14 protein-coding genes and 1 CRISPR repeat array are annotated in these 20,113 nt (G+C 35.5%); of the genes, 1 reads left to right on the plus strand and 13 read right to left on the minus strand.

Annotation, left to right across the window (positions count from 1 at the left end; all coding sequences use genetic code 11):
* Positions 1–256 precede the first annotated feature (256 nt).
* The 6 genes from LI951_RS10285 to LI951_RS10310 all read right to left on the minus strand — a co-directional run bounded on the left by LI951_RS10285 (position 257) and on the right by LI951_RS10310 (position 6,385).
* Positions 257–1,117, minus strand: coding sequence for a GRP family sugar transporter (locus LI951_RS10285; RefSeq protein ID WP_229442079.1), 861 nt, complete (start codon positions 1,115–1,117; stop codon positions 257–259).
* A 323-nt stretch (positions 1,118–1,440) separates the two neighbouring features.
* Positions 1,441–1,899 (minus strand): PTS sugar transporter subunit IIA, encoded by a 459-nt coding sequence (locus LI951_RS10290; RefSeq protein WP_202067916.1) that lies wholly within the window; start codon positions 1,897–1,899, stop codon positions 1,441–1,443.
* A 15-nt stretch (positions 1,900–1,914) separates the two neighbouring features.
* The gene (locus LI951_RS10295) at positions 1,915–3,243 is read right to left on the minus strand and encodes a maltose-6'-phosphate glucosidase (RefSeq protein ID WP_229442080.1); all 1,329 of its coding nucleotides are present in this window, start codon (positions 3,241–3,243) and stop codon (positions 1,915–1,917) included.
* A 15-nt stretch (positions 3,244–3,258) separates the two neighbouring features.
* Complete coding sequence (locus LI951_RS10300; RefSeq protein WP_229442081.1) at positions 3,259–4,677, minus strand: PTS transporter subunit EIIC; 1,419 nt, start codon at positions 4,675–4,677, stop codon at positions 3,259–3,261.
* 21 nt (positions 4,678–4,698) lie between these two features.
* A complete protein-coding gene (locus tag LI951_RS10305) occupies positions 4,699–5,463 on the minus strand; it encodes a carbohydrate deacetylase (RefSeq protein ID WP_229442082.1) in 765 nt (254 codons plus the stop codon).
* Positions 5,464–5,557: 94 nt separating this feature from the next.
* Positions 5,558–6,385: a PRD domain-containing protein gene (locus LI951_RS10310; protein WP_202067920.1), complete on the minus strand. Its 828-nt coding sequence runs from the start codon at positions 6,383–6,385 to the stop codon at positions 5,558–5,560.
* Between the two features lie 781 nt (positions 6,386–7,166).
* On the opposite strand from LI951_RS10310, the gene LI951_RS15125 reads away from it, so the two are divergent.
* Complete coding sequence (locus LI951_RS15125) at positions 7,167–7,301, plus strand: hypothetical protein (protein WP_267491724.1); 135 nt, start codon at positions 7,167–7,169, stop codon at positions 7,299–7,301.
* Positions 7,302–7,615: 314 nt separating this feature from the next.
* A CRISPR array of direct repeats spans positions 7,616–8,575; the repeat unit is 36 nt; unit sequence GTTTTGGAGACATTCAAAACAGCATAGCTCTAAAAC.
* Between the two features lie 131 nt (positions 8,576–8,706).
* Here the strand turns inward: LI951_RS15125 and csn2 are convergent.
* The 7 genes from csn2 to LI951_RS10345 form a co-directional block, all read right to left on the minus strand.
* The gene (gene csn2 / locus LI951_RS10315; protein ID WP_202067003.1) at positions 8,707–9,369 is read right to left on the minus strand and encodes a type II-A CRISPR-associated protein Csn2; all 663 of its coding nucleotides are present in this window, start codon (positions 9,367–9,369) and stop codon (positions 8,707–8,709) included.
* On the minus strand, positions 9,359–9,700 hold the full coding sequence (cas2, locus tag LI951_RS10320) for a CRISPR-associated endonuclease Cas2 (RefSeq protein WP_202067004.1): 342 nt from the start codon (positions 9,698–9,700) through the stop codon (positions 9,359–9,361). Before cas2 ends, csn2 begins: the two co-directional genes overlap by 11 nt.
* Positions 9,697–10,563 carry a type II CRISPR-associated endonuclease Cas1 gene (gene cas1 / locus LI951_RS10325; protein WP_229442083.1) on the minus strand — a complete coding sequence of 289 codons (867 nt, stop codon included), beginning with the start codon at positions 10,561–10,563 and terminating at the stop codon, positions 9,697–9,699. Before cas1 ends, cas2 begins: the two co-directional genes overlap by 4 nt.
* Entirely contained in the window at positions 10,564–14,574 is a 4,011-nt protein-coding gene (gene cas9, locus LI951_RS10330) for a type II CRISPR RNA-guided endonuclease Cas9 (RefSeq protein WP_229442155.1), read from the minus strand.
* Between the two features lie 569 nt (positions 14,575–15,143).
* Positions 15,144–17,033, minus strand: coding sequence for an ABC transporter ATP-binding protein (locus LI951_RS10335; RefSeq protein ID WP_229442157.1), 1,890 nt, complete (start codon positions 17,031–17,033; stop codon positions 15,144–15,146).
* On the minus strand, positions 17,026–18,762 hold the full coding sequence (locus LI951_RS10340; RefSeq protein ID WP_229442084.1) for an ABC transporter ATP-binding protein: 1,737 nt from the start codon (positions 18,760–18,762) through the stop codon (positions 17,026–17,028). The genes LI951_RS10335 and LI951_RS10340 overlap by 8 nt, the downstream gene beginning before the upstream one ends.
* Positions 18,759–19,226, minus strand: coding sequence for a MarR family winged helix-turn-helix transcriptional regulator (locus LI951_RS10345; protein WP_229442085.1), 468 nt, complete (start codon positions 19,224–19,226; stop codon positions 18,759–18,761). Before LI951_RS10345 ends, LI951_RS10340 begins: the two co-directional genes overlap by 4 nt.
* Positions 19,227–20,113 lie beyond the last annotated feature (887 nt).

Consider the following 20,113-nt stretch of genomic DNA (forward strand, 5'->3'; position numbering starts at 1 on the left):
TTTCGAATAAAAAAATTAACCGATTTCATGCTCCTTTTTTTCTGGACCTCTTCGTTCAAAACGACTCTTTGAATTTACCCCCAATTTTAGAAACTAATGCAGAAAATTATTGAACTAACAGTCTTTCGAAGCGTAGTTCATTTGTTTAGAAAACAGCTTCTGTAACTACTGATATAATAGGGTTTTTAGCGAAAAATGAGGGGATTCAAAAAAAGACTCCTCTTAACTTAACAGCTTGCTCTCAGTATTGATCTTTTCACCCATTCTTCAATAAGCTGATCATCAAAATACCCATAGTTATGCAAGAAGCTCCAAGGATAATCGCTCTTCGTTCCTTTTTACTTTTGTCAGGTTTAAATACAATCAGTCCTGCAAACAATGAAACTAAAACAGCAAGTTGAGAAATGGTAAAGCTTTTCCCTACCCCAAGACTTGGTATAACTAAAAACAGACTGACATTTGCGATGCTCCAGGCTAAACCAGTTGTCATATTTCTGAGAATGTACACTCTGTTCATTATTTTTATCTGTGATAAATTCATTAAATATGAGGCAGTAAACATTCCAATTGATTGGGGAAAAATAATTGCTTCTCCAGATATATCAAAAAATCTGGGCAAAATAACATACACTGTCAAGGTCAGAGAAGAGAGTAACAATTTCAACAGCGGCTTCTTTTTTAGACCTGCTTGTTCTTCCCCCTTCTTTTCATGGTAATTTGTCAAGTATATTCCAGTTATAATAATTCCAATGCTTAGTAGTCCTACAGCTGTCATCGCCGCATTTGACCATTCATTGAAAAAAACAGCCGCCGCAATTGTCGTTCCAATTAATTGGGTACCATTGGAAATGGGCATCGCTTCTGAAACCGGTAAATCTATAAAGGAATGGAATTGCAGGTATTGTCCCCCTGACCAAAAGGCTCCAGATAGAAAACCTGTTATAAAAACAAGTTCAGTCCACTCCGGTTTTATCCATAAAAAAAAGCCAATACCGAACAGTAAAGCAGTTGTTGCTGTTCCTAATAACTGCTCATTAGGTTTTCCTTTGCTGAGTTGAGCAATCACAGGCATCAAACCCCAGCCTAAAGCAGGAAGCACTGCCAGAAAAATCGTCATTTATTTCCCTTCTTTTCTAAGAAAAAGCCTTATTATATATGTTCATATACCATAATAAGACTTTTTCTGATTTTATTTGCTTATATTTGATAATCCAGAAAGAGTACATAAACATGATTTTATGAAGAAACAAACCTGAAAAATAATTATATTCCAGTTTTCAGGCAGTCCTAATTCATATCTTCACTTCCATCTGTTAAAGTCAACATCAGCTATTGTTAAAAATTTGGAAACATCTGCTGATTATAGGCAATCTTTTGGCTGGGTCTTGAGATTTTAAGTATTTAAAAATGGCTCTATTTTTCCGTTTTTCGGAATCTGGATTATAACGTGAATACCGGATCATGGGGAGTAACAAATTTTCTGCTATTCTTTATCTCCCCTTGCTGTCTGTCTGGTGTTACAACAATTAATGTGTCATCTTTCCCCCGATCTTTTAATAAAGAGAGATTTATTTCAGCAATCAAGTCACCTTTTTGAACTCTTTGTTCGTTGGAAATCACCAATTTAAAAGGATATCCTTTCAAATCAACAGTATCAATCCCCATGTGAATCAATATGACTTCCCCTCTATTACCCGTTAAAGTTATCGCATGCTTTGTCGGAAAAATATTAGTGATAGTCCCGTTACATGGTGCAAAAACTTTCCCGTCATGATTAACTATGGCAAAACCATTTCCCATCATTCCAGAAGCAAAAACTTCATCTTTTACTTTGCTAATTGGTATCAGTTCTCCTGCTGCAACTGCATTTAATGTTTGTTTTCTGCTAAATAAACCCAATCTATGCACATCCTTTTATGCCAAAGTTGGCCAGTAGTCTTTATTTGCCTCAATCATTTCATCCAATACCAGTTTAGCGACTCTGGCATTCGGCACCGTTTGATTCAACGTAAAAGCCTGCAAAGCTTTTTGATACGAGCCTTCAAAATATGCATCTACTAAAAGCTTTTCTGCAGCAACCTGCGCTTCCATCAACCCTTTATGAAAATCGCAAATCGGTTTTCTTAACGAAACAGGTTCAGCGCCTGTTGCACCGACATAGGCCGGAACTTCTACTACTGCATCTGAACGAAGATTGGGAATTGCTCCCTGGTTCGGTACAATCAACATAAATCTACGATGTTCGTCATTTAGTATAGAGGTTGCCATATCAACAATGTATTGACCATGCTCCCCAAAATTAAAATTTAAAACATCCTCAGTAACGCCCAAACGTATTTTCTCAGCCATCTCTTTAGTATTCTTCTCTCGTCCATCCATTACCATATTTGCGCGTGTATAGTTTTTATCCGCATGTTCAACGACCATATCAGGATATAAATAATATTCTAAATAGTTGTTGGGAATATTCGTCGGAAAATTTTTAGTAATCACTGACATCATATTAAATGCTTCCTGCCACGATTGATCCCCTGCATTAAAATCAGCAACCTTCATCGTCTGAGTCTTCAATTTCTCAATAATTTCCGGCATCACATCCCGCCCCAAAGATTTATCATAAATCTCTGTATACCAGCCGAAATGATTCAATCCATAATAACCAGGTACCCATTCTTTACGATTATATCCATAATTATCTGCAATTGTTTCTTCTATTGAGATAGTCATGTCACAAGCGTTAATCATATTAATTTCCGGATATTGACGACGAACAGCTTCTGAAACAATGGATTCCGGATTCGTATAATTTAGAATCCATGCTTCTGGTGCAAACTGCTGTACATAGCCAACAATCTCAAGCAACCCTCTCATAGATCGCATTCCGTAAGCAAAACCGCCTAAACCGCATGTTTCCTGTCCTACCAAATCATATTTCAAAGCAATTTTTTCATCCTTTTCACGCATTTTCATACCGCCCACACGAATTTGTGAGAAGATAAAATCACAGCCTGTAAATGCCCGCTGAGGCTCTTCCGTTGATACCAGCTTGACCTTTGAATGTCCTTCTTTTTTTAACATAAAATCAATAATCAGATACATATCCTCATTACGTTCTTTATCAATATCATATAAACGAATTTCTGAAATCGGTAATCTGTCCGCATTGTTTAATACAGCTTGAATAATTCCCGGTGTATACGTGCTTCCGCCGCCTGCTATTGTAATAATCTGCTTTTTACTCATTCTTAACTTCCTTCCTCACTGTTCCAATAATTTAGTAAATTCTGCCATCACATAGGTTACTTCCAATCCGATAATGACTTGATAATTTTTTTCTGTCGGCTTAATAATACCGCTTACCCCGATTTGTTTAATACGCTGCTCATTCACAAGATCAGAGTCTTTTACTTCTACCCGTAAACGTGTATTACAATTGTAAGCATCCTCGATATTTCCTGATCCGCCAAAGGCATCCAGCATTTTTTTTGCCATATATTCATAGTTCTTACTGGACAATGACAACGCCTTTTCCTCCTCTTCAACACGTTCAACGCCATATTCTGTTGCTACTTCACGACCTAAGGTTGAGATGTTTTTCTTCTTTATAACAAAATAAAAAGTAAAATAGTAAAGACAAAAGAATACCAGTCCGATTGGGATAATCAGAATAGCATTTGTAGCAATCCTGAAATTAATGAGGTAGTCAACAATACAGGCGCCAAAAGTAAAGCCGATTCGAATATTAAACATATAGCAGACCATTCCTGCCAGTCCAGCAAACAAGGCATGAATAACATACAATAATGGTGAGACAAACATAAAGCTGAATTCAACTGGTTCAGTTATGTTGGCGATAAATGAAGTGGCTGCACCACTTCCCATAATCCCTTTTACCATTTTTTTATTCTCTTTAAATGCTGCATGATAAATGGCCAAACAGATAGCCGGTACACCAAACATCATAACTACAAAGAAACCTGACAAAAACAAGCCTGCCTGTGGATCTCCATTAATAAAACGAGTCATTTCACCTCTGAACACATCACCTGAAGGAGAAACATATTCTCCTAAATCATAATAAACATAAGTATTTAGTACATGATGAAGCCCAAACGGAATCAATAAACGATTTAAGAACATAAATATCCCTACACCAAAAGCACCCATATTTACAAGCATTTTGGCAAAATTGTCAATTCCCATTTGAATAATTGGCCAAATAAAACCCAGAATCACTGCAGAACCTGTCTGTAAAATCATGACCATAGTCAGCGGAAATTTCTCACCGGCAAAATAGGAAAATACCATTGGCAACTTTTGTTCTTTAAAATGATTATAGGTCCAAGCTGCAACTAACCCTGAAATAATACCGCCAAATATCCCCATTCCTATCGTCGGGTCCATAATAGCTAAGCCCGCTTTTAAAGTTGCAATTGCCAAAAATCCAGTTAACGCAGGTATCCCTTTATCTTTCGTCTTAACAAACCCCAAAGTAACTCCTATTGCAAATAAGATATCCAAATTACCAAACACTGCATTCCCTGCAGCTCCCAGAACTGGAATATTCAGCATATCATCTGCCGATACTCTGAGAATTAACCCGGCAAGCGGCATAGCTGCTACGGGTATCAGCATCGCTCTTCCTAATTTCTGGATATTTGTTTTAAAATTTAACATTTTTTATTTCCTCCTCGCTGTTTATAAATCCTTATAAGTAATCAGTTCTATCTCCTTGTCTGTTCTCACCGTTTCGGCAAAATCAGAATGAATTAGAAATTCAACTTGGTTAACTCTTGAACGCACAAAGCTTGAGCCATTCAATAATTCCTGATCAATATAGGCGGCATGACACATAATTTCTGTTGTTCGTGCTGTTCTCAGTTGGTCAAGCAGTTTTTCGAGGTATTCTTCCATAGACTCCTCAATTTGCCTTTCTGAAAAATCTTCTGAACCAACATCATCAAAATACCTTTCAAAATAGTCTACGTGCTTCACCTCATCTTTCCGTTCAAAATTCCCCCTTACCGGCAACTCATATTTTTGAGCCAAAGCAACAACAACCTTTTGATTTCCTCCAAACGTATGGGTATGATGGTGACTGTCAAGATGTGTCGGTGTAATCCCTGCTGCAAAAACCTTTTGAATTTGCGCATTCCATTCCTGATACAATTCTTCTTCATCAATCATAAAAGGCTGCTCATAAAAATTTAGAGGCTTAAAAGAATCTCCGTCTACAATCGTTTGCAGATTTTTCAGAATCGGCTTCCCGCAGGTTAATGTTAAATGTACACCTACTCCCAGCTCCGGAAGCTGCTTTTTAAGCTCAACTGCTTGTTCAAATCCCGGCATATTTGCCATTAGGGTTGTCGATGTCAAAACCCCCTTTTGATACGCATCAATAATTCCATAATTCACCCCTCTGCTGTAACCAAAGTCATCTGAATTAATAATTACTTTCCCCATCTTTTTCTATCCTTTCAATAATAAAAATAGCCCCACTAAAAAGCTCAAACGTCTTTTTAATGAGGTTGTGCCTGCTTAAAGTAACACCCTGCGTCTATTTAATTCTCCCTATATGAATAGCTAAATATGCCGTTTCATTCTCTTGCATATTTACCTGATACTGCTTTTTAATTTCATCTGTAATCTTAGCGGCCAATTTATAATACTGGCTTTTTTTGAATGATGAATCAAAAAATTCGAACGATTCTTCTTCTGATAAAACTTCCTGATAAATCAGCCTCTTCGCTAAAAACTTCAAATGGATTAATAACCGATTATAAGAAAGAGAATTTTTATCCAATTTCATTCGACTTTCGATTTCAATTAAATTTAGAGTGAAGCTTGTAATTTCCATAATTTTTAAGCCGTTCAAACTATTTTTTTCACCCAGCTCAGAATTAATGATATGCATCGTAATAAATCCAACTTCGTTATTTCCCAACTCGGTCTCATAGCGTTGATTTAATTTTTTTACAATATCTGTTGCCACCTGAAATTCATCTGGATAAAGAAGTTTCATTTCCGGAAGCATAATTGCAGTTACCTGCGAGTCTTCCTTTTGCCTTTGAATAGCAAAATAAATATGATCTGTCAAAGTAATATATATACTGCTGTTCAACGGAATATTGATTTTCATTTTGATATATGAAATCATCTCCTCCGCAAATTCAATGTATTCCAGCGGAATCTGTGAGACCATTTCGCTAAACATTTTAATGTTCTCTTTTGAGTCAAGGGTAAAAAATTTATCTGCTGTTTTTTCATCAAAAATCTCACCGGATTTTGCAGAAAAGCCGATTCCTTTTCCCATAGCAATTTTTTCTATACCATTTTCTTCAATCAGCACTGCGTTATGATTAATTTTTTTCACTATACATTGCATGAGTTCTGCCCCTCTTTTCTGAAATTTGAAAATGAAAAAACGACCTAAGGAAAATAATTTCTCCTTAGGTCGTGCCTAATCGAATTAGTAACACCCTATCTACGCCTATAATCTACCATTAAATGAGAGCGCTGTCAAATATTTTTCGTTGAAATTGGAAGATACCTTCCTCAAAAAAGTACAGCTTTCACCAATACCAAACAGCTTTGATTTAAAGTACTTTTCTTATTATGTTTCACTATACCCTTATATGTTAAGCATTATTGTAAACAATGGAGAAGATTATTGATGAAGGAAAAGTAAGAAGTTGTTCAAATAAAACTAGAAAAACAACGCTTGATCAAAGGCTGCGTTTACTGCTAAAGTTGCCGTGAGAATTAAATTGTAACAACAAGATATCTTTCTTTCTAACAGTGCCCGTCAGTATCTAATACAAACTGCGTTAAAAGAGCTGCCCTTTCATGTTTCTTAATTATGTAAAAGAGGAATCATGGGAAACAGTGATCCCATACACTTTTTCTCTTGTTTTCCAGCTTTTTTTGATATAACAACGCCTTCCATCAAAGCGAAAGGTCGGTATATTTCTTTGTCAAATCACTAAAAAAGAGAGTCAAAAATAAAGAATAAATAACACATGTTATCTAAATGATTCAGAATCAAAAAAACAAATCAGGAACAACTGAAAATAAATAAGGAATTGACGGATGAAGTTACTAAGAAAGATCAGTTTATAAGCCTGCACATTGGAAAATAATATGCCAAAGCTAGTGGGGGTCTAAACATGGGCTTAAAAATATATTGTGCCGAACGGCAGTCAGCTAGAGTTGGAGATGGAGGAACTATGTATTACAGGAAAATAGATAGTGAACTGGAATTTTTTAATTTAATCATTAGTATAACTTTGAAAGAGAGATAGCAAAATAGCTAAAGCAGATATGCTGTTCCAAAAAATTGAAATGTTAAAACAAGATTATAAAGATCATTTCAAAAAAGATATCCCTGAGAAAATAATCAGAGGGTGGGAATCCATTAAACATACTTGATCATCATGAAGAGTTAGAAAAGGGGGTAAGAGCTATGGATAGCGAAGTTAAAAATACAATTGCAACTAATACTCCTGTCACAGAATTATCTGACGAAGGTTAGAACAGATTGATTTTTAACATTTGAACCTTGCGAGCTTTGAGTACTTTTTCTATACCCAACGGAAGGTTATCATGCTGAACAGGATTTTGGGAGACATTCAAAACAACATAGCTCTAAAACATGAAGACTACAAGCAAGGCATGAAGTACAGTTTTGGAGACATTCAAAACAGCATAGCTCTAAAACCATGCTTTCGCATGTTTTCACAATAATTAAGTTTTGGAGACATTCAAAACAGCATAGCTCTAAAACGATGTACCAGTAGAATTTATGGATATGATAGTTTTGGAGACATTCAAAACAGCATAGCTCTAAAACGCTCATACGCTAGATTAGCAAAAGAAAATGGTTTTGGAGACATTCAAAACAGCATAGCTCTAAAACAACGCTTGATAATAACGTCTAATTTTGTCCGTTTTGGAGACATTCAAAACAGCATAGCTCTAAAACTATTGGGTAGTTTGGTATGAGAAATGGAGGGTTTTGGAGACATTCAAAACAGCATAGCTCTAAAACGCAGGCGCCGTAAATTGCGCCCCGCCAACTGTTTTGGAGACATTCAAAACAGCATAGCTCTAAAACCCTGTTCTTCTGGTCTATCATCATAGATAAGTTTTGGAGACATTCAAAACAGCATAGCTCTAAAACCATTCTTCGTTAAAAGATAAAATTCTAGCTGTTTTGGAGACATTCAAAACAGCATAGCTCTAAAACTCTTGTGACGTGATTTCTAACATTTCTTCAGTTTTGGAGACATTCAAAACAGCATAGCTCTAAAACTAACGGATTGGGCGGTGAAACAATGTATATGTTTTGGAGACATTCAAAACAGCATAGCTCTAAAACTTATCTTTTTTAACACAAGATGAAATAGATGTTTTGGAGACATTCAAAACAGCATAGCTCTAAAACATATTTACGACCCTTCTTTTATTAAAAACAGTTTTGGAGACATTCAAAACAGCATAGCTCTAAAACCAGACACCGTCTGTATCAAAAGATTGTCCTGTTTTGGAGACATTCAAAACAGCATAGCTCTAAAACCTCGTAGAAAAAATTTTTTCCACTTAATTTCGTAATCGCACTACTCATCCTAGCAAGATTCTTGCTTTAAATGCCTCAAAATTATTTACTTAATTATTCAATTCTCAAGGATCACATATCTTCACTTACTATTATACCTTATCATCATGGTAAAGAAAATAATCTTCATCTAATATATATTGACTTTTCGTATCAACTTTTCTTGGTTCAATAAACAACACTTGAATATGCAATAAAGAGATATACTGCGTCAGTTCTTCTAATTCTTCCTTCGTTAAAAATGAACAGACATTGACTAAAACCAGTAATTTCTTTTTAGAAAGAAATTTGGTTATCTGCATAATTTCCAGCAACTTCTCGAAAAATGTATCGCTTTTAGTTTCAATCTTGATCCCCAAAGCTTTAAATAGTTCCAAAATAGTTATTTCATCTTCCTCTAAATCTAGTTCATGCTCTAATAGTTCATATCCAATCAAATCGCTTATAGTCGAACTCAGCTTTTCAATCATTGTTTTGACTTCCGGTTTCTCATTCAATTGTTGCTCTAAATCAGTATAAATCAATTTCAAAACAGCCGGAGAATTTACATCATAGCCAAAAACATCCGTAACCAACAGCAATTCTGTACCTTTGAGCGCTTTTTGTTTTTCATCAAATAGTTTTAGTTCATTCCCTTGTTCGTACTGATACAACAATTTCGTTACATGAGCAAAGGCTTTCGGATTTTCAATTATAAAAAAGGCAGATTTATCTATTTCAATCGGTTGATCCAGTAAAGAAAAATTAAGCTTCATCGTAATTTTCTCCTAAGAAAATAATTCGTGTGTCAGTATTTCCAACACTTTTATCTTGTGCACCATTCAAATAAATCATTCGCGCAAATTGTTTTTCTGTCACATTAAGTAAAGTGATCAATCCTTTTTTGGGATTATTTTGCTTCAGTCGAGCAATCATTGCTTTACTGGCAGTACCGTTTAATAGTAATTTACTGTAGACAGAAAATTGATGCATAATAAACCCTTCACTTATTAAAAATTTACGGAATTTCCGATAAGCTCTACGTTCGTCTGCTGTTTCAACTGGCATATCAAACATTAACAATAATCTCATATATCTATAACTCATATCCTAAATTCAGGAACTTCCTTTCCTTCATCATTAAGAGCTTTAATGACTTTTTTAGTATATTCACTGGCAATATTTGTTAAATACATTTGTTTGTTGTTGTATGCATACGTATTGCTAAATAAATCAAACAGCGTTCGCTTGATAGCTGGAAATTCTTTTCCTTTACTCTCATAGACAATCTTATCTACCAAAGGTCGGAATGGTTCCATCAAATCACTAGCCAAATTAAAATCATTAAACTGGTTGGCATGTTTCAATCCGAATTGTGTCATGCAACCAGATTTTACAATTTCTCTAGCAAAAATACTCATCAATAGCGTATAACCATAGTTCAACCCTGCATTGATTGGATTGGATGATTCACGTGTAAAATCGTTACCAAATAATGTATTAAAATAGATTCGAGCAGAATGACCTTCTCGATTCGTCGGATCAAAAATTTCTAATTTTTCATATAAACGATACAACGAGTCAGCTTTCTCTGCATATCCCTCTAAATTTAGAAGTTGCATTTGATTTAATATCTTCTGTGAAATTATTTCTGTCCATATCCCTGCTTTCTTATCACTCTCCCAAGCAATCTGTTTGGATAATTGCAAGCTGCTGTCATGGCGGCCATAAAATGGTAGTAATTTCCCAATAGGCAAGCGTTTATCATCACAGAAAAGTACTAGTATATTTTCATCAACTAGGCGTTTAATCAACATGGAGGTTAAAGTAATATCAGTCGTTTCTAATAATAAAACATCAATCTCGGAAAGATGGATCATTTCATGCTGCTGAAGAGATTTAAATATCAAATGATTATTTTTATACGACAGTTTGGAGTGCGTATTTACGATAACTGAACGCCAGCCCATCTAATCACCCAACTTTCGATGCGTTTCATATAATCCGGTGATTGATTGATAAATAATTACAGCATCTAATAATTCTTTCAAGCTTGTGTACCGTTTTCTAGGAATTGTTTCGCCAAAATATTTAAAATCTGCCGGTGCTCCCATTTTATTAAATTGTAATACATTAATAAACGAGGAGGCTAATTCAGCTACTTCACCATCACGATTTTGTTCATACAACTTTTGAATTTTAACTAAATTAGCAGAAGCCCTTGTATATTTCTCAGAAAATTCACTGATAACCTTCAATAATTCATCGAATTCTCTACGATGTTCCTCCAAATAACGTTTACTTTTTCCTGAACTATCATTAACATGTTTGGCATGATACAATAATTCAATTAAATGCTTAGGCAACACCATTTGATTTCCTTTTTGTGCTTCTTTGGCACTTGATACCATACGCTTTCGCCCATTTTCTAACTCATATACAGTATATTTAGGTAATTTCGCTAATACTTGTGGGTTTTCAAACCCTTTATTAACTAAGTATGATATTTCATCTTGCTCAAATTTTTGACTCTCCATAATTGTCATTCCGATAATATCTTTTACACGTTTCTTTTTCTTTCCTTTTTCATAAGAAATAACCACTGAATAAGCAATTACCGGGCTGTCAAAGCCACCATATTTTGATGTATCCCATTGATTTTTTCTGGGAATCAGCTTATCTGAATTACTTTTTGGCAGAATTGATTCTTTTGAAAAGCCGCCTTTTTGAACTTCAGTCTTTTTCACAATATTCATTTGCTTGTATTGTAAAACACTCTTAACCTTACCTAAGTATTTACTATCCCAAACGATTTCTCCTTCATCATTCACACGTTTTTCTTCTTTAAACACACGCATAATATTACTATACAACTGTGCTTTAGCAGTTGCTTTATTCTCTTTAAAACTATTGAATTTTGGATATGTGCCATAAACAAATTCCGGCTCCAATTGCGGATATGCCTTTAATAAAGTAATCGCAACAACCCCATTTAAATAGGCATCATGGGCATGATGATAATCATTCACTTCACGTAGTTTATATAATTGAAATTCTCTTCTAAATTGTGAAGTTAACGCAGATTTCAAGGTAATAATTTTAGTTTTTCTTTCTTTAAGCTCTTGACCTTCCACAGCATTAAAACGGTAATCTAAAATTTGGGCTATATTTTTTGTAATTTGACGAGTTTCTACCAATTGGCGCTTGATAAATCCAGCTTTATCATCTTCTGTTAGACCACCACGCTTGGCTTTGGTTAGATTGTCAAGCTTTCTTTGACTGATTAGACCTGACTTATGCAAGCTTTCCCAAAATCTTTCCATTTTATTCACTACATCTTCACTAGGGACATTATCGGATTTCCCTCTGTTCACTGAAGAACTAACCAGTACCCGATTATCAATCGAATTATCTACGATAAAGCTTTGGGGAATAATGTGATCAATATCATAGCTCCACAATTTTTCCAGTGAAAGCTCTTCCCCAGTATACATATCTTTGCCGTTTTGAAGATAGTACAGGTACAAACGATCATTTTGCAATTCAGTGTTGTTAACGGGAGCTTTCTTAAGTAAACTACTGCCCAATTCTTGCATAGCAGCTTCCAAGCGCTTTAATCTCGGTTTTGAATTGTTAATCCCTTGAGCCGTGGATTGATTTTCTCTTGCCATTTCAACTACAATATTTTTAGGTTCATAACCCATAATTTCTACAATCTCATCGACAATTTTCAAACTCTGTAAAATACCTTTTTTTATTGCAGGGCTCCCTGCTAAATTATTAACAATGTCATGTAAGTTATTTGATTTCGTATCTACTTGTGCTTTTTTTATTTCTTCTTTAAAAGAAAGATTATCGTCATTAATCAACTGCATAAAGTTTCGATTGATATTCTTCTTTGGCCCATCATCATCCATTAGATAATCCAAAATTGTCTTTTGCGAATATCTATCATAAATACCTACAAGTAATTTTCCGGATAAACGTCCCCAGCCAGTGTAATGTCTACGTTCCAATTTCTTTAAAATAGTGTCATCTATCCGATCTGAAAAACGTTCCAATTGTTTTTTTATCATTTTACGATCTTCAAAAATGGTTAGAATCTTAATGATTTCTTCCAACATCTCACTATTTTCCGGATCATTCAGCATTTCTTTCGAAAACCCCATTTTATCTTTAAAATCATGATAGACGCCAAAACTGGCATTAAATGCTTTTTGTATTCCCCGAATTTCCTGGACGTCAATACCATATTCATTTTTCAAAAAAATTAGTAATAGTTTTTGAGTAACCTTCCGATGTACTTTAAATAATTTTTCAAATATCTCCCGTTTTTCAACACTAGAAAAGTTTTGTTCACAGCCTCGTTCATCCAGATAGCTCACTTTTGTTAATTCATTAAAAACGCTATACTTTTGATATAACATACTATGTTTGGGTAAAACTTTTTCTTGTGGAAGATATAAATCATTATTGGTCATTCGTTCGATAAACCTTGTTGCAGATTGACTGTAATCTACCAATTGTTCAATATTCCAAGGCCGAATTTCTTCGTCTGAATTACGAACCAGCCACGCAAAATCACTATTCCCTTTTGCCAATGGTCCAACAAAATAGGGGATCCTGAACATTAGCAGCTGAATAATTTTTTCTTCATTCTCTGCCAAAAACGGATAATAGTCAGCTTGCCGTTTCAGAATCGCTTTTAATTCACTCAAATGAATTTGATGTGGGATTACTCCATTATCAAAGGTTCGTTGTTTTCTTAAAAAATCCTCTTGTGAAATTTTCTCGATAAAATACTCTGCTCCATCATATTTATTTAGTACTTTATTCATAAAGCTGTAAAACTCATCTTGCGTTGTCTTTCCATCAATGTAACCAGCATAACCATTTTTTGCTGTATCTTTAAAAATCTCTGCGTATTTTTCCGGCAACTGCTTTCTCACAAATTCCTTCAAATGTTTCAAATCTCTTTGATGTGCTTCGTAACGCTCAATCATACTTGTCGATAATTTAGCATGTGTCGCTGCATCTTTTGTTGTCAAAATTCCAGAAAGTTCGATAGCTTCATACGTATTTTTAGCAGCTTCAAACACATCTGCATATTCATCGCCAATTTGCGCCAACAAACGTTCGATTTCTTCTTCATATTCCTCTCTTGAAAATAAAATTTTAGCATCTTCTTCTAAAGAAAAATATTTTTTGAAATTCCCCGTATTTCCAACAATTATTCTAACAAACTGAGCAAATAAACCTGTAGACTTTTCCCCGTCAAAAACTTGCAGAACATGATCAAATTTTCTACTACGTGACACTTTTTCAGTAAGTAACGCTTCAACATTTTTAGTTTCCTCAACAGGATTAAGTGAGCTGTCATCTTCTTGTTTAGAAAATGCTCGATTATATTCTTGTAGAAAATTTTTAAATGCTGCTGAAACAGAAGAATTATTTGTATTCAATGACCCTTCAATTAAAAAATGACCTCGATATTTAATGATATGGGCCAACGCCAAATAAACCAATCTTAAGTCAGCTTTTTCATTTGAATCTGCTAATTCTTTACGTAAATGATAAATAGTTGGATAGTGGTCATTATACTGTTTCTCTTCTTCTATTGTGCCAAAAACGGGATAACGTTCTGCACGTTTATCTTCAGGTGTCAAAAAGCTATCTTCCAACCGATTGAAAAAATTAGTGTCCTTAGAAATTATTTCATCATAGAATATTTCTTGCAATGTTCTAATCCTATTTTTTCGACGCTCTAAACGACGACGAGTAGTTCGCTTTAAGCGTCGGTCAGCTGCCGTCTGCCCTTGTTCAAATAGACGTACACCCCAAAAATTCTTTTTAACCTTTCCTCTATCTGTATTTCCATTTATTTTCATTCTTCTTCTTACTAAATCATAATCTTCTGTTAAAACAGCCCAGCCGACACTTGCTGTTCCAATATCTAAACCAATTGTGTACCCTTTCCTCAATAAAAACACCGCTTTCTTTTTGATCTCATCTTTAGTTTACCAATTTTAGCTTGAAATTTCTATCATAAAAACAAAAAAACCTTGCTTTTTTTATTTCTATGGATTAAAATGATTTTGTTGGAGATATTCAAAACAACATAGCGAGTTAAAATAAGGCTTTGTCCGTAATCAACTTTTTAGTAGCGCTGTTTTCGGCGCTTTTTTTTATTTTTCTCTTTATTCTGAGAAAACTAATTCATGAGTTCAGACATAGATAATCTTGCTATAATAAGCTTTTAATTTATGAAAACCTTATACTCTCTTAACTGCAGAAAAAGCAGGGAGCAAAATCACTTTTGCGATTTTGCTCCCTGCTTTTGATAAGACTTGAGATATAATTTCTGAGTCTTTTTTAGTGTATTTTTATTGTTGGATTATTGATTGGCTCTACAGCATTGTTGGCTAGTGCTAAATTGCTATTATGTCATAATACCGTTGAGACGAGAAATATGCTGGAGTTGATATTAGAAAATAAACACTGCTGTTAAAGCTTTCTTTCGAAGTGCTTTTTCTTTTCATCCGCTGCATTTTTAGTCCAATTCCACTTTTCCTGTATATAATTGATAGTATACACCTTTTTCAGCAAGCAGATCATCATGATTTCCTCGTTCAATAATACGTCCATGATCCATAACCATAATAATATCTGAATTCTGAATCGTTGATAATCTGTGGGCAATGACAAACACTGTACGTCCAGCCATCAGGCGATCCATACCTGCCTGAACATGTTTTTCTGTTCTTGTGTCGATACTTGAAGTAGCTTCATCCATAATCATAACGGGCGGATCAGCGATTGCTGCACGGGCAATTGCCAACAGCTGGCGTTGTCCTTGAGACAAGCCTTCTCCGTCACCGGTTATGACTGTATCATATTTGTCCGGCAGGTTATTGATGAAGGTACCTGCATTTGCCAGCTGAGCAGCTGCAATTACATCCTCATCACTGGCATTTAAGTTTCCGTAGCGAATATTTTCACGAATCGTTCCTGTAAATAAATGAGTATCCTGCAGAACGACTCCTAAGGATCTTCTTAATGAATGCTTTCTGATTTTCTTTATATTAATACCATCATAACGAATTTTTCCTTCCTGAATATCATAAAAACGATTAATCAGATTGGTAATGGTTGTTTTTCCGGCACCTGTTGCCCCTACAAAGGCAATTTTCTGCCCCGGCTCCGCATATAGCTGAATATCTTTAAGAACAAGCTTATTATCAACATAGCCAAAGGATACGTCTTCAAAACGAACATCTCCTGTCAACTCTGTATAAGTCACTGAAGCATCTTCATGAGGATGCTTCCACGCCCAGATACCTGTCCTCACTTCACTTTCCACCAGCTGACCATTTTCTCTATTCACATTTACAAGTGTTACATACCCATCATCTACTTCAGGCTTTTCATCAATCAATTGGAAAATACGGTCTGCTCCTGCAAGTGCCATAATTACAAAGTTGATTTGCTGCGAAACCTGACTGATGGGCATATTCAGTGAACGACTCAGCTGCAGGAAAGAAGCCAGCATCCCAATAGTCAAACTGGAAACACCATACACAGAGAACAGCCCGCCGATAATCGCCAGCAATACATATTGAATATTCAACAGGTTCATCATTATCGGCATCAGACTGTTGGCATATTTATTTGCCTGTGTCGCACTTTCACGCAGCGACTCATTGATATCAGTAAATTCCTGAATAACTGCCGGTTCATGATTGAAAATCTTAACAACCTTCTGACCATGCATCATTTCTTCGATATACCCATTTACTTTTCCTAAATCTTTTTGCTGTTTTCCGAAATGCTTACTGCTTTGTCCGGCAATCAGACGAATCGTAAAGATCATAATCCCAACAGAAACGATAACAATTAAGGTTAACGGAATACTGATTGAGAACATCGCAATAAAAACGCTGATAAAGCTGACTGCTGCAGCCAGCAGATTGGGAATACTCTGAGAAATCATCTGGCGAAGAGTATCTGTGTCATTGGTAAAATGACTCATAATATCCCCATCTGAATTAGAATCAAAGTAGCCAATCGGCAGAGTTTCCATATGTGTAAACATCTGGTCACGAATTTCTTTTTGCGTTCCTTCACTGATTCGCACCATAATCAGGTTATAAAGAAGATTGGAAATAATTCCTGTTGCATAAATGAAGCCCATCATTGTAATGGCTTTAAGCAAGCCTGAAAAATTGGGATTTGTCTGTCCCAGAAGCGGCGTTATATAATCATCAATAACTACTTGAAGAAACAGTGATCCGCGAACATTGGCATACGTGCTGAGTAAAATAAAAATCATTACCATGGTTAACTGAAACTTATATTTTTTAACCATATAAGAGAACAGTCGTCTCAATGTTTTTAAAGGATTTTGAGGCTCGTGAGCACCTTTTTTAGAGTCATTACGCATCATCTTCACCAAATCCTTTCTGTTGAGATTCATAAACTTCTTGGTAAATAGGATTTGTTGCCAACAGCTCATCATGTGTACCGATTGCGTTAATCCTTCCTTTATCCATAACAACAATTCTGTCAGAATCCTGAACAGAAGAAACTCTCTGACCGATAACAAAAGTCGTTGTACCTGGAATTTCCTGTCTCATGCCTTCACGAATCAATCGATCTGTTTTGGTATCAACAGCACTGGTTGAATCATCCATAATTAATATCTTCGGCTGCTTCAACAAGGCTCTGGCAATACACAAACGTTGTTTCTGTCCACCGGAAACATTGTTTCCTCCTTGTGAAATCATCGTGTCGTATTTATCCGGAAACTCCTGAATAAAGCCATCTGCCTGAGCAATCTTACAAACTCTGATCAACTCTTCATCGGTTGCATCTTCATTTCCCCAGCGTAGATTTTCTTTAATTGTCCCTGTAAACAGAACGTTATTCTGCAGCACCATACTGACCTGATCCCTCAAGGTTTTCAAGTCGTATTCACGGACATCATGCCCACCGACTTCAACTATACCTTCTGTTGCATCATAAAGTCTCGGGATCAGCTGAACCATGGTCGATTTTGAACTTCCCGTCCCGCCGACAATTCCAATAACTTCTCCCGGTTTTATTGTCATATCTGCATGCTTCAGCGCTAATTTTTCAGGATCATTGGCATAGCTGAAACAAGCATCTTTAAATGTGACACTGCCGTTTGGTACATCGAACAAAGGATGATCATTATTTTTAAGATCACTTTCCTCAGACAAAACTTCTGTCACCCGTTCTGCAGATGTGCGGGCAATAATCACCATAACAAAAACCATTGACAGCATATTTAAACTCATCAAAATCTGCATTGTATAGGTAAACATACTAATCAGCTCACCTGTTGTCAGTGTACCGCCGACAACAAATTTTGCTCCCAGCCATGAAATCAGCAGCATACATGTATACACAGCGAACTGCAGTACCGGATTGTTAAATGCTACGATACTTTGGGCTCTGGAAAAATTCCTGTAGATATCTTTTGAAACAGATTTAAATTTTTCATCTTCAAAATCTTCTCTGACATACGATTTAACCACACGAATTCCCTGAAGATTCTCTTGAACTACGTTATTCAGCCGATCATAGATACGGAACACTTTTTCAAAAATCGGATGAGCAAAATAAAAAACAATTGCCAAGCCGATAATTAAAAACGGAACAACAGCCAGATAGATAATGGATAAATCACCATTAATTTTGAATGCCATTGCAAGTGAAAAAATGAAAATCAACGGACTGCGTACCAGTAAACGAATAATCATTTGATACGCATTTTGAATGTTGGTTACATCGGTCGTCATTCTTGTGATCAAGCTTGACGTAGAAAATCTGTCAATATTGGAAAAAGAGAATTCCTGCACTTTCTTAAACAAATTATCCCGCAGGTTTTTGGCAAAACCAGCTGAAGCCACTGCTGCATAACGACCGGACATTGCACCGAAAAATAAGGCAATAATTGCGCAGATAAACAACAACGCACCATACATCAAAATTGCTCCAGTGTCGCCCTTCTCTACCCCTCTGTCAATCATCATCGCCATAACTAAAGGAATAATAATGTCTAACGCCACTTCTCCAGTTACATAAATCGGAGTAATAATACTTTCCTTCTTATACTCACCTACATTAGCAAGTAATTTTTTGATCATGCATTTCGCCTACCTTCCTTACCTATCTCCATCTTCTTGCTGTTTTCAGACAGCTGATCAATTACTCTGAAAAACAATGCAAGCTCTTCTTCTGAAATGCCTTGAATCAGCTGTTTATCAAAGCCTTCCAGCTTACAAATGTTCTCTTTTACCTTGTGCTGCCCTGAAGGCGTCAAAAAAATCGCCTTCAGGCGATTGTCTTCGTCACAGCTCTTACGTCGGATTAATTCACGCTTTTCCATTCTTTGTAAAATCCCGCTTGCCGTAGAACGGCGGATATCAAATTCATGTTCAAGGTCTTTTTGATAAACTGGTTCATTGCTGCTGTTTTTCCAGTGAATAAAATTCAATACTCTCATTTGAATTCCTGAAGAAGGCTCACCGTCTTCCTTCAAAAGCTCAGCAACTTTTCTGTTCAGCTCATTAGACAGTATCTTAATTCTCAGTGCAGTTTTTCTGCTCATAACTTTTCCTTCCCATAATTAGTTCGCTCCCTAACTATTTTACGATAGATTATAGGAAAACGTCAAGAGAAATTGCTGAAAAAACAGTAATTTTTTTCTATCTAATTTTTCATTGAAAAGAGCTGAGCTATCATTCAAATAGCTATTTAAACGTAGAAATAACATACATTCATAAAAAAATTTTCTTTTATTCAGGACCTATCAGGCAAATTAGTTAAAAAAAATTCACACCAATTTATACTATGAATCATCAACAGTTGACAAGCTATATATTAATGAGGAAATCCTATGAATACTTATTCGGAATACAGTGAAATCTTTTTTCTTTTGCAGCAGAAATATCTAAATATTACGTAAAGCTTTGAAATACATGCAGCTGTCAGCCTGACAAGATATGATCTGCTTATTCAGCTTCAAAAAATAATTTTGTTTCTCAACAGATTCTTCAGGAAAAATTGATACGGAAGCCTTACCAGACATTAAAAAAAGCTGATCCTGTTTAAGAGAGTTGAATCCACAGACGGTTTCTCAAATTTATCCCCTACTCTATTTCAATCAGCTTTATTTCTTTGACCTCAATGATAATAGTTGAATTGCCTTCATTCAAAAATACTCCTATACTGGAAATCCACGTTTGTTTCGTTAAAGCTTCATATGTCACCTTGATTTTCTCCAATTAATTGTTTCTTTCGATTCAAAGCATTCAACAGCATCCGCTGAAATTCAAATGGGGTACAGTCATCCAGTATATTCCAAGTTTCAGATAAATGATTCGTTCAACTTTAGCAGATCCTTTTTTATAGACTCAAATCAACGTATCAGACTGGCTTCTGAGCTATATAACCATATGATAGATCACTCATAGCTTCAACTTTTCCTTTTGAATT

The sequence above is a fragment of the Enterococcus sp. BWT-B8 genome, assembly GCF_020567625.1.
GTDB lineage: Bacteria > Bacillota > Bacilli > Lactobacillales > Enterococcaceae > Enterococcus_L.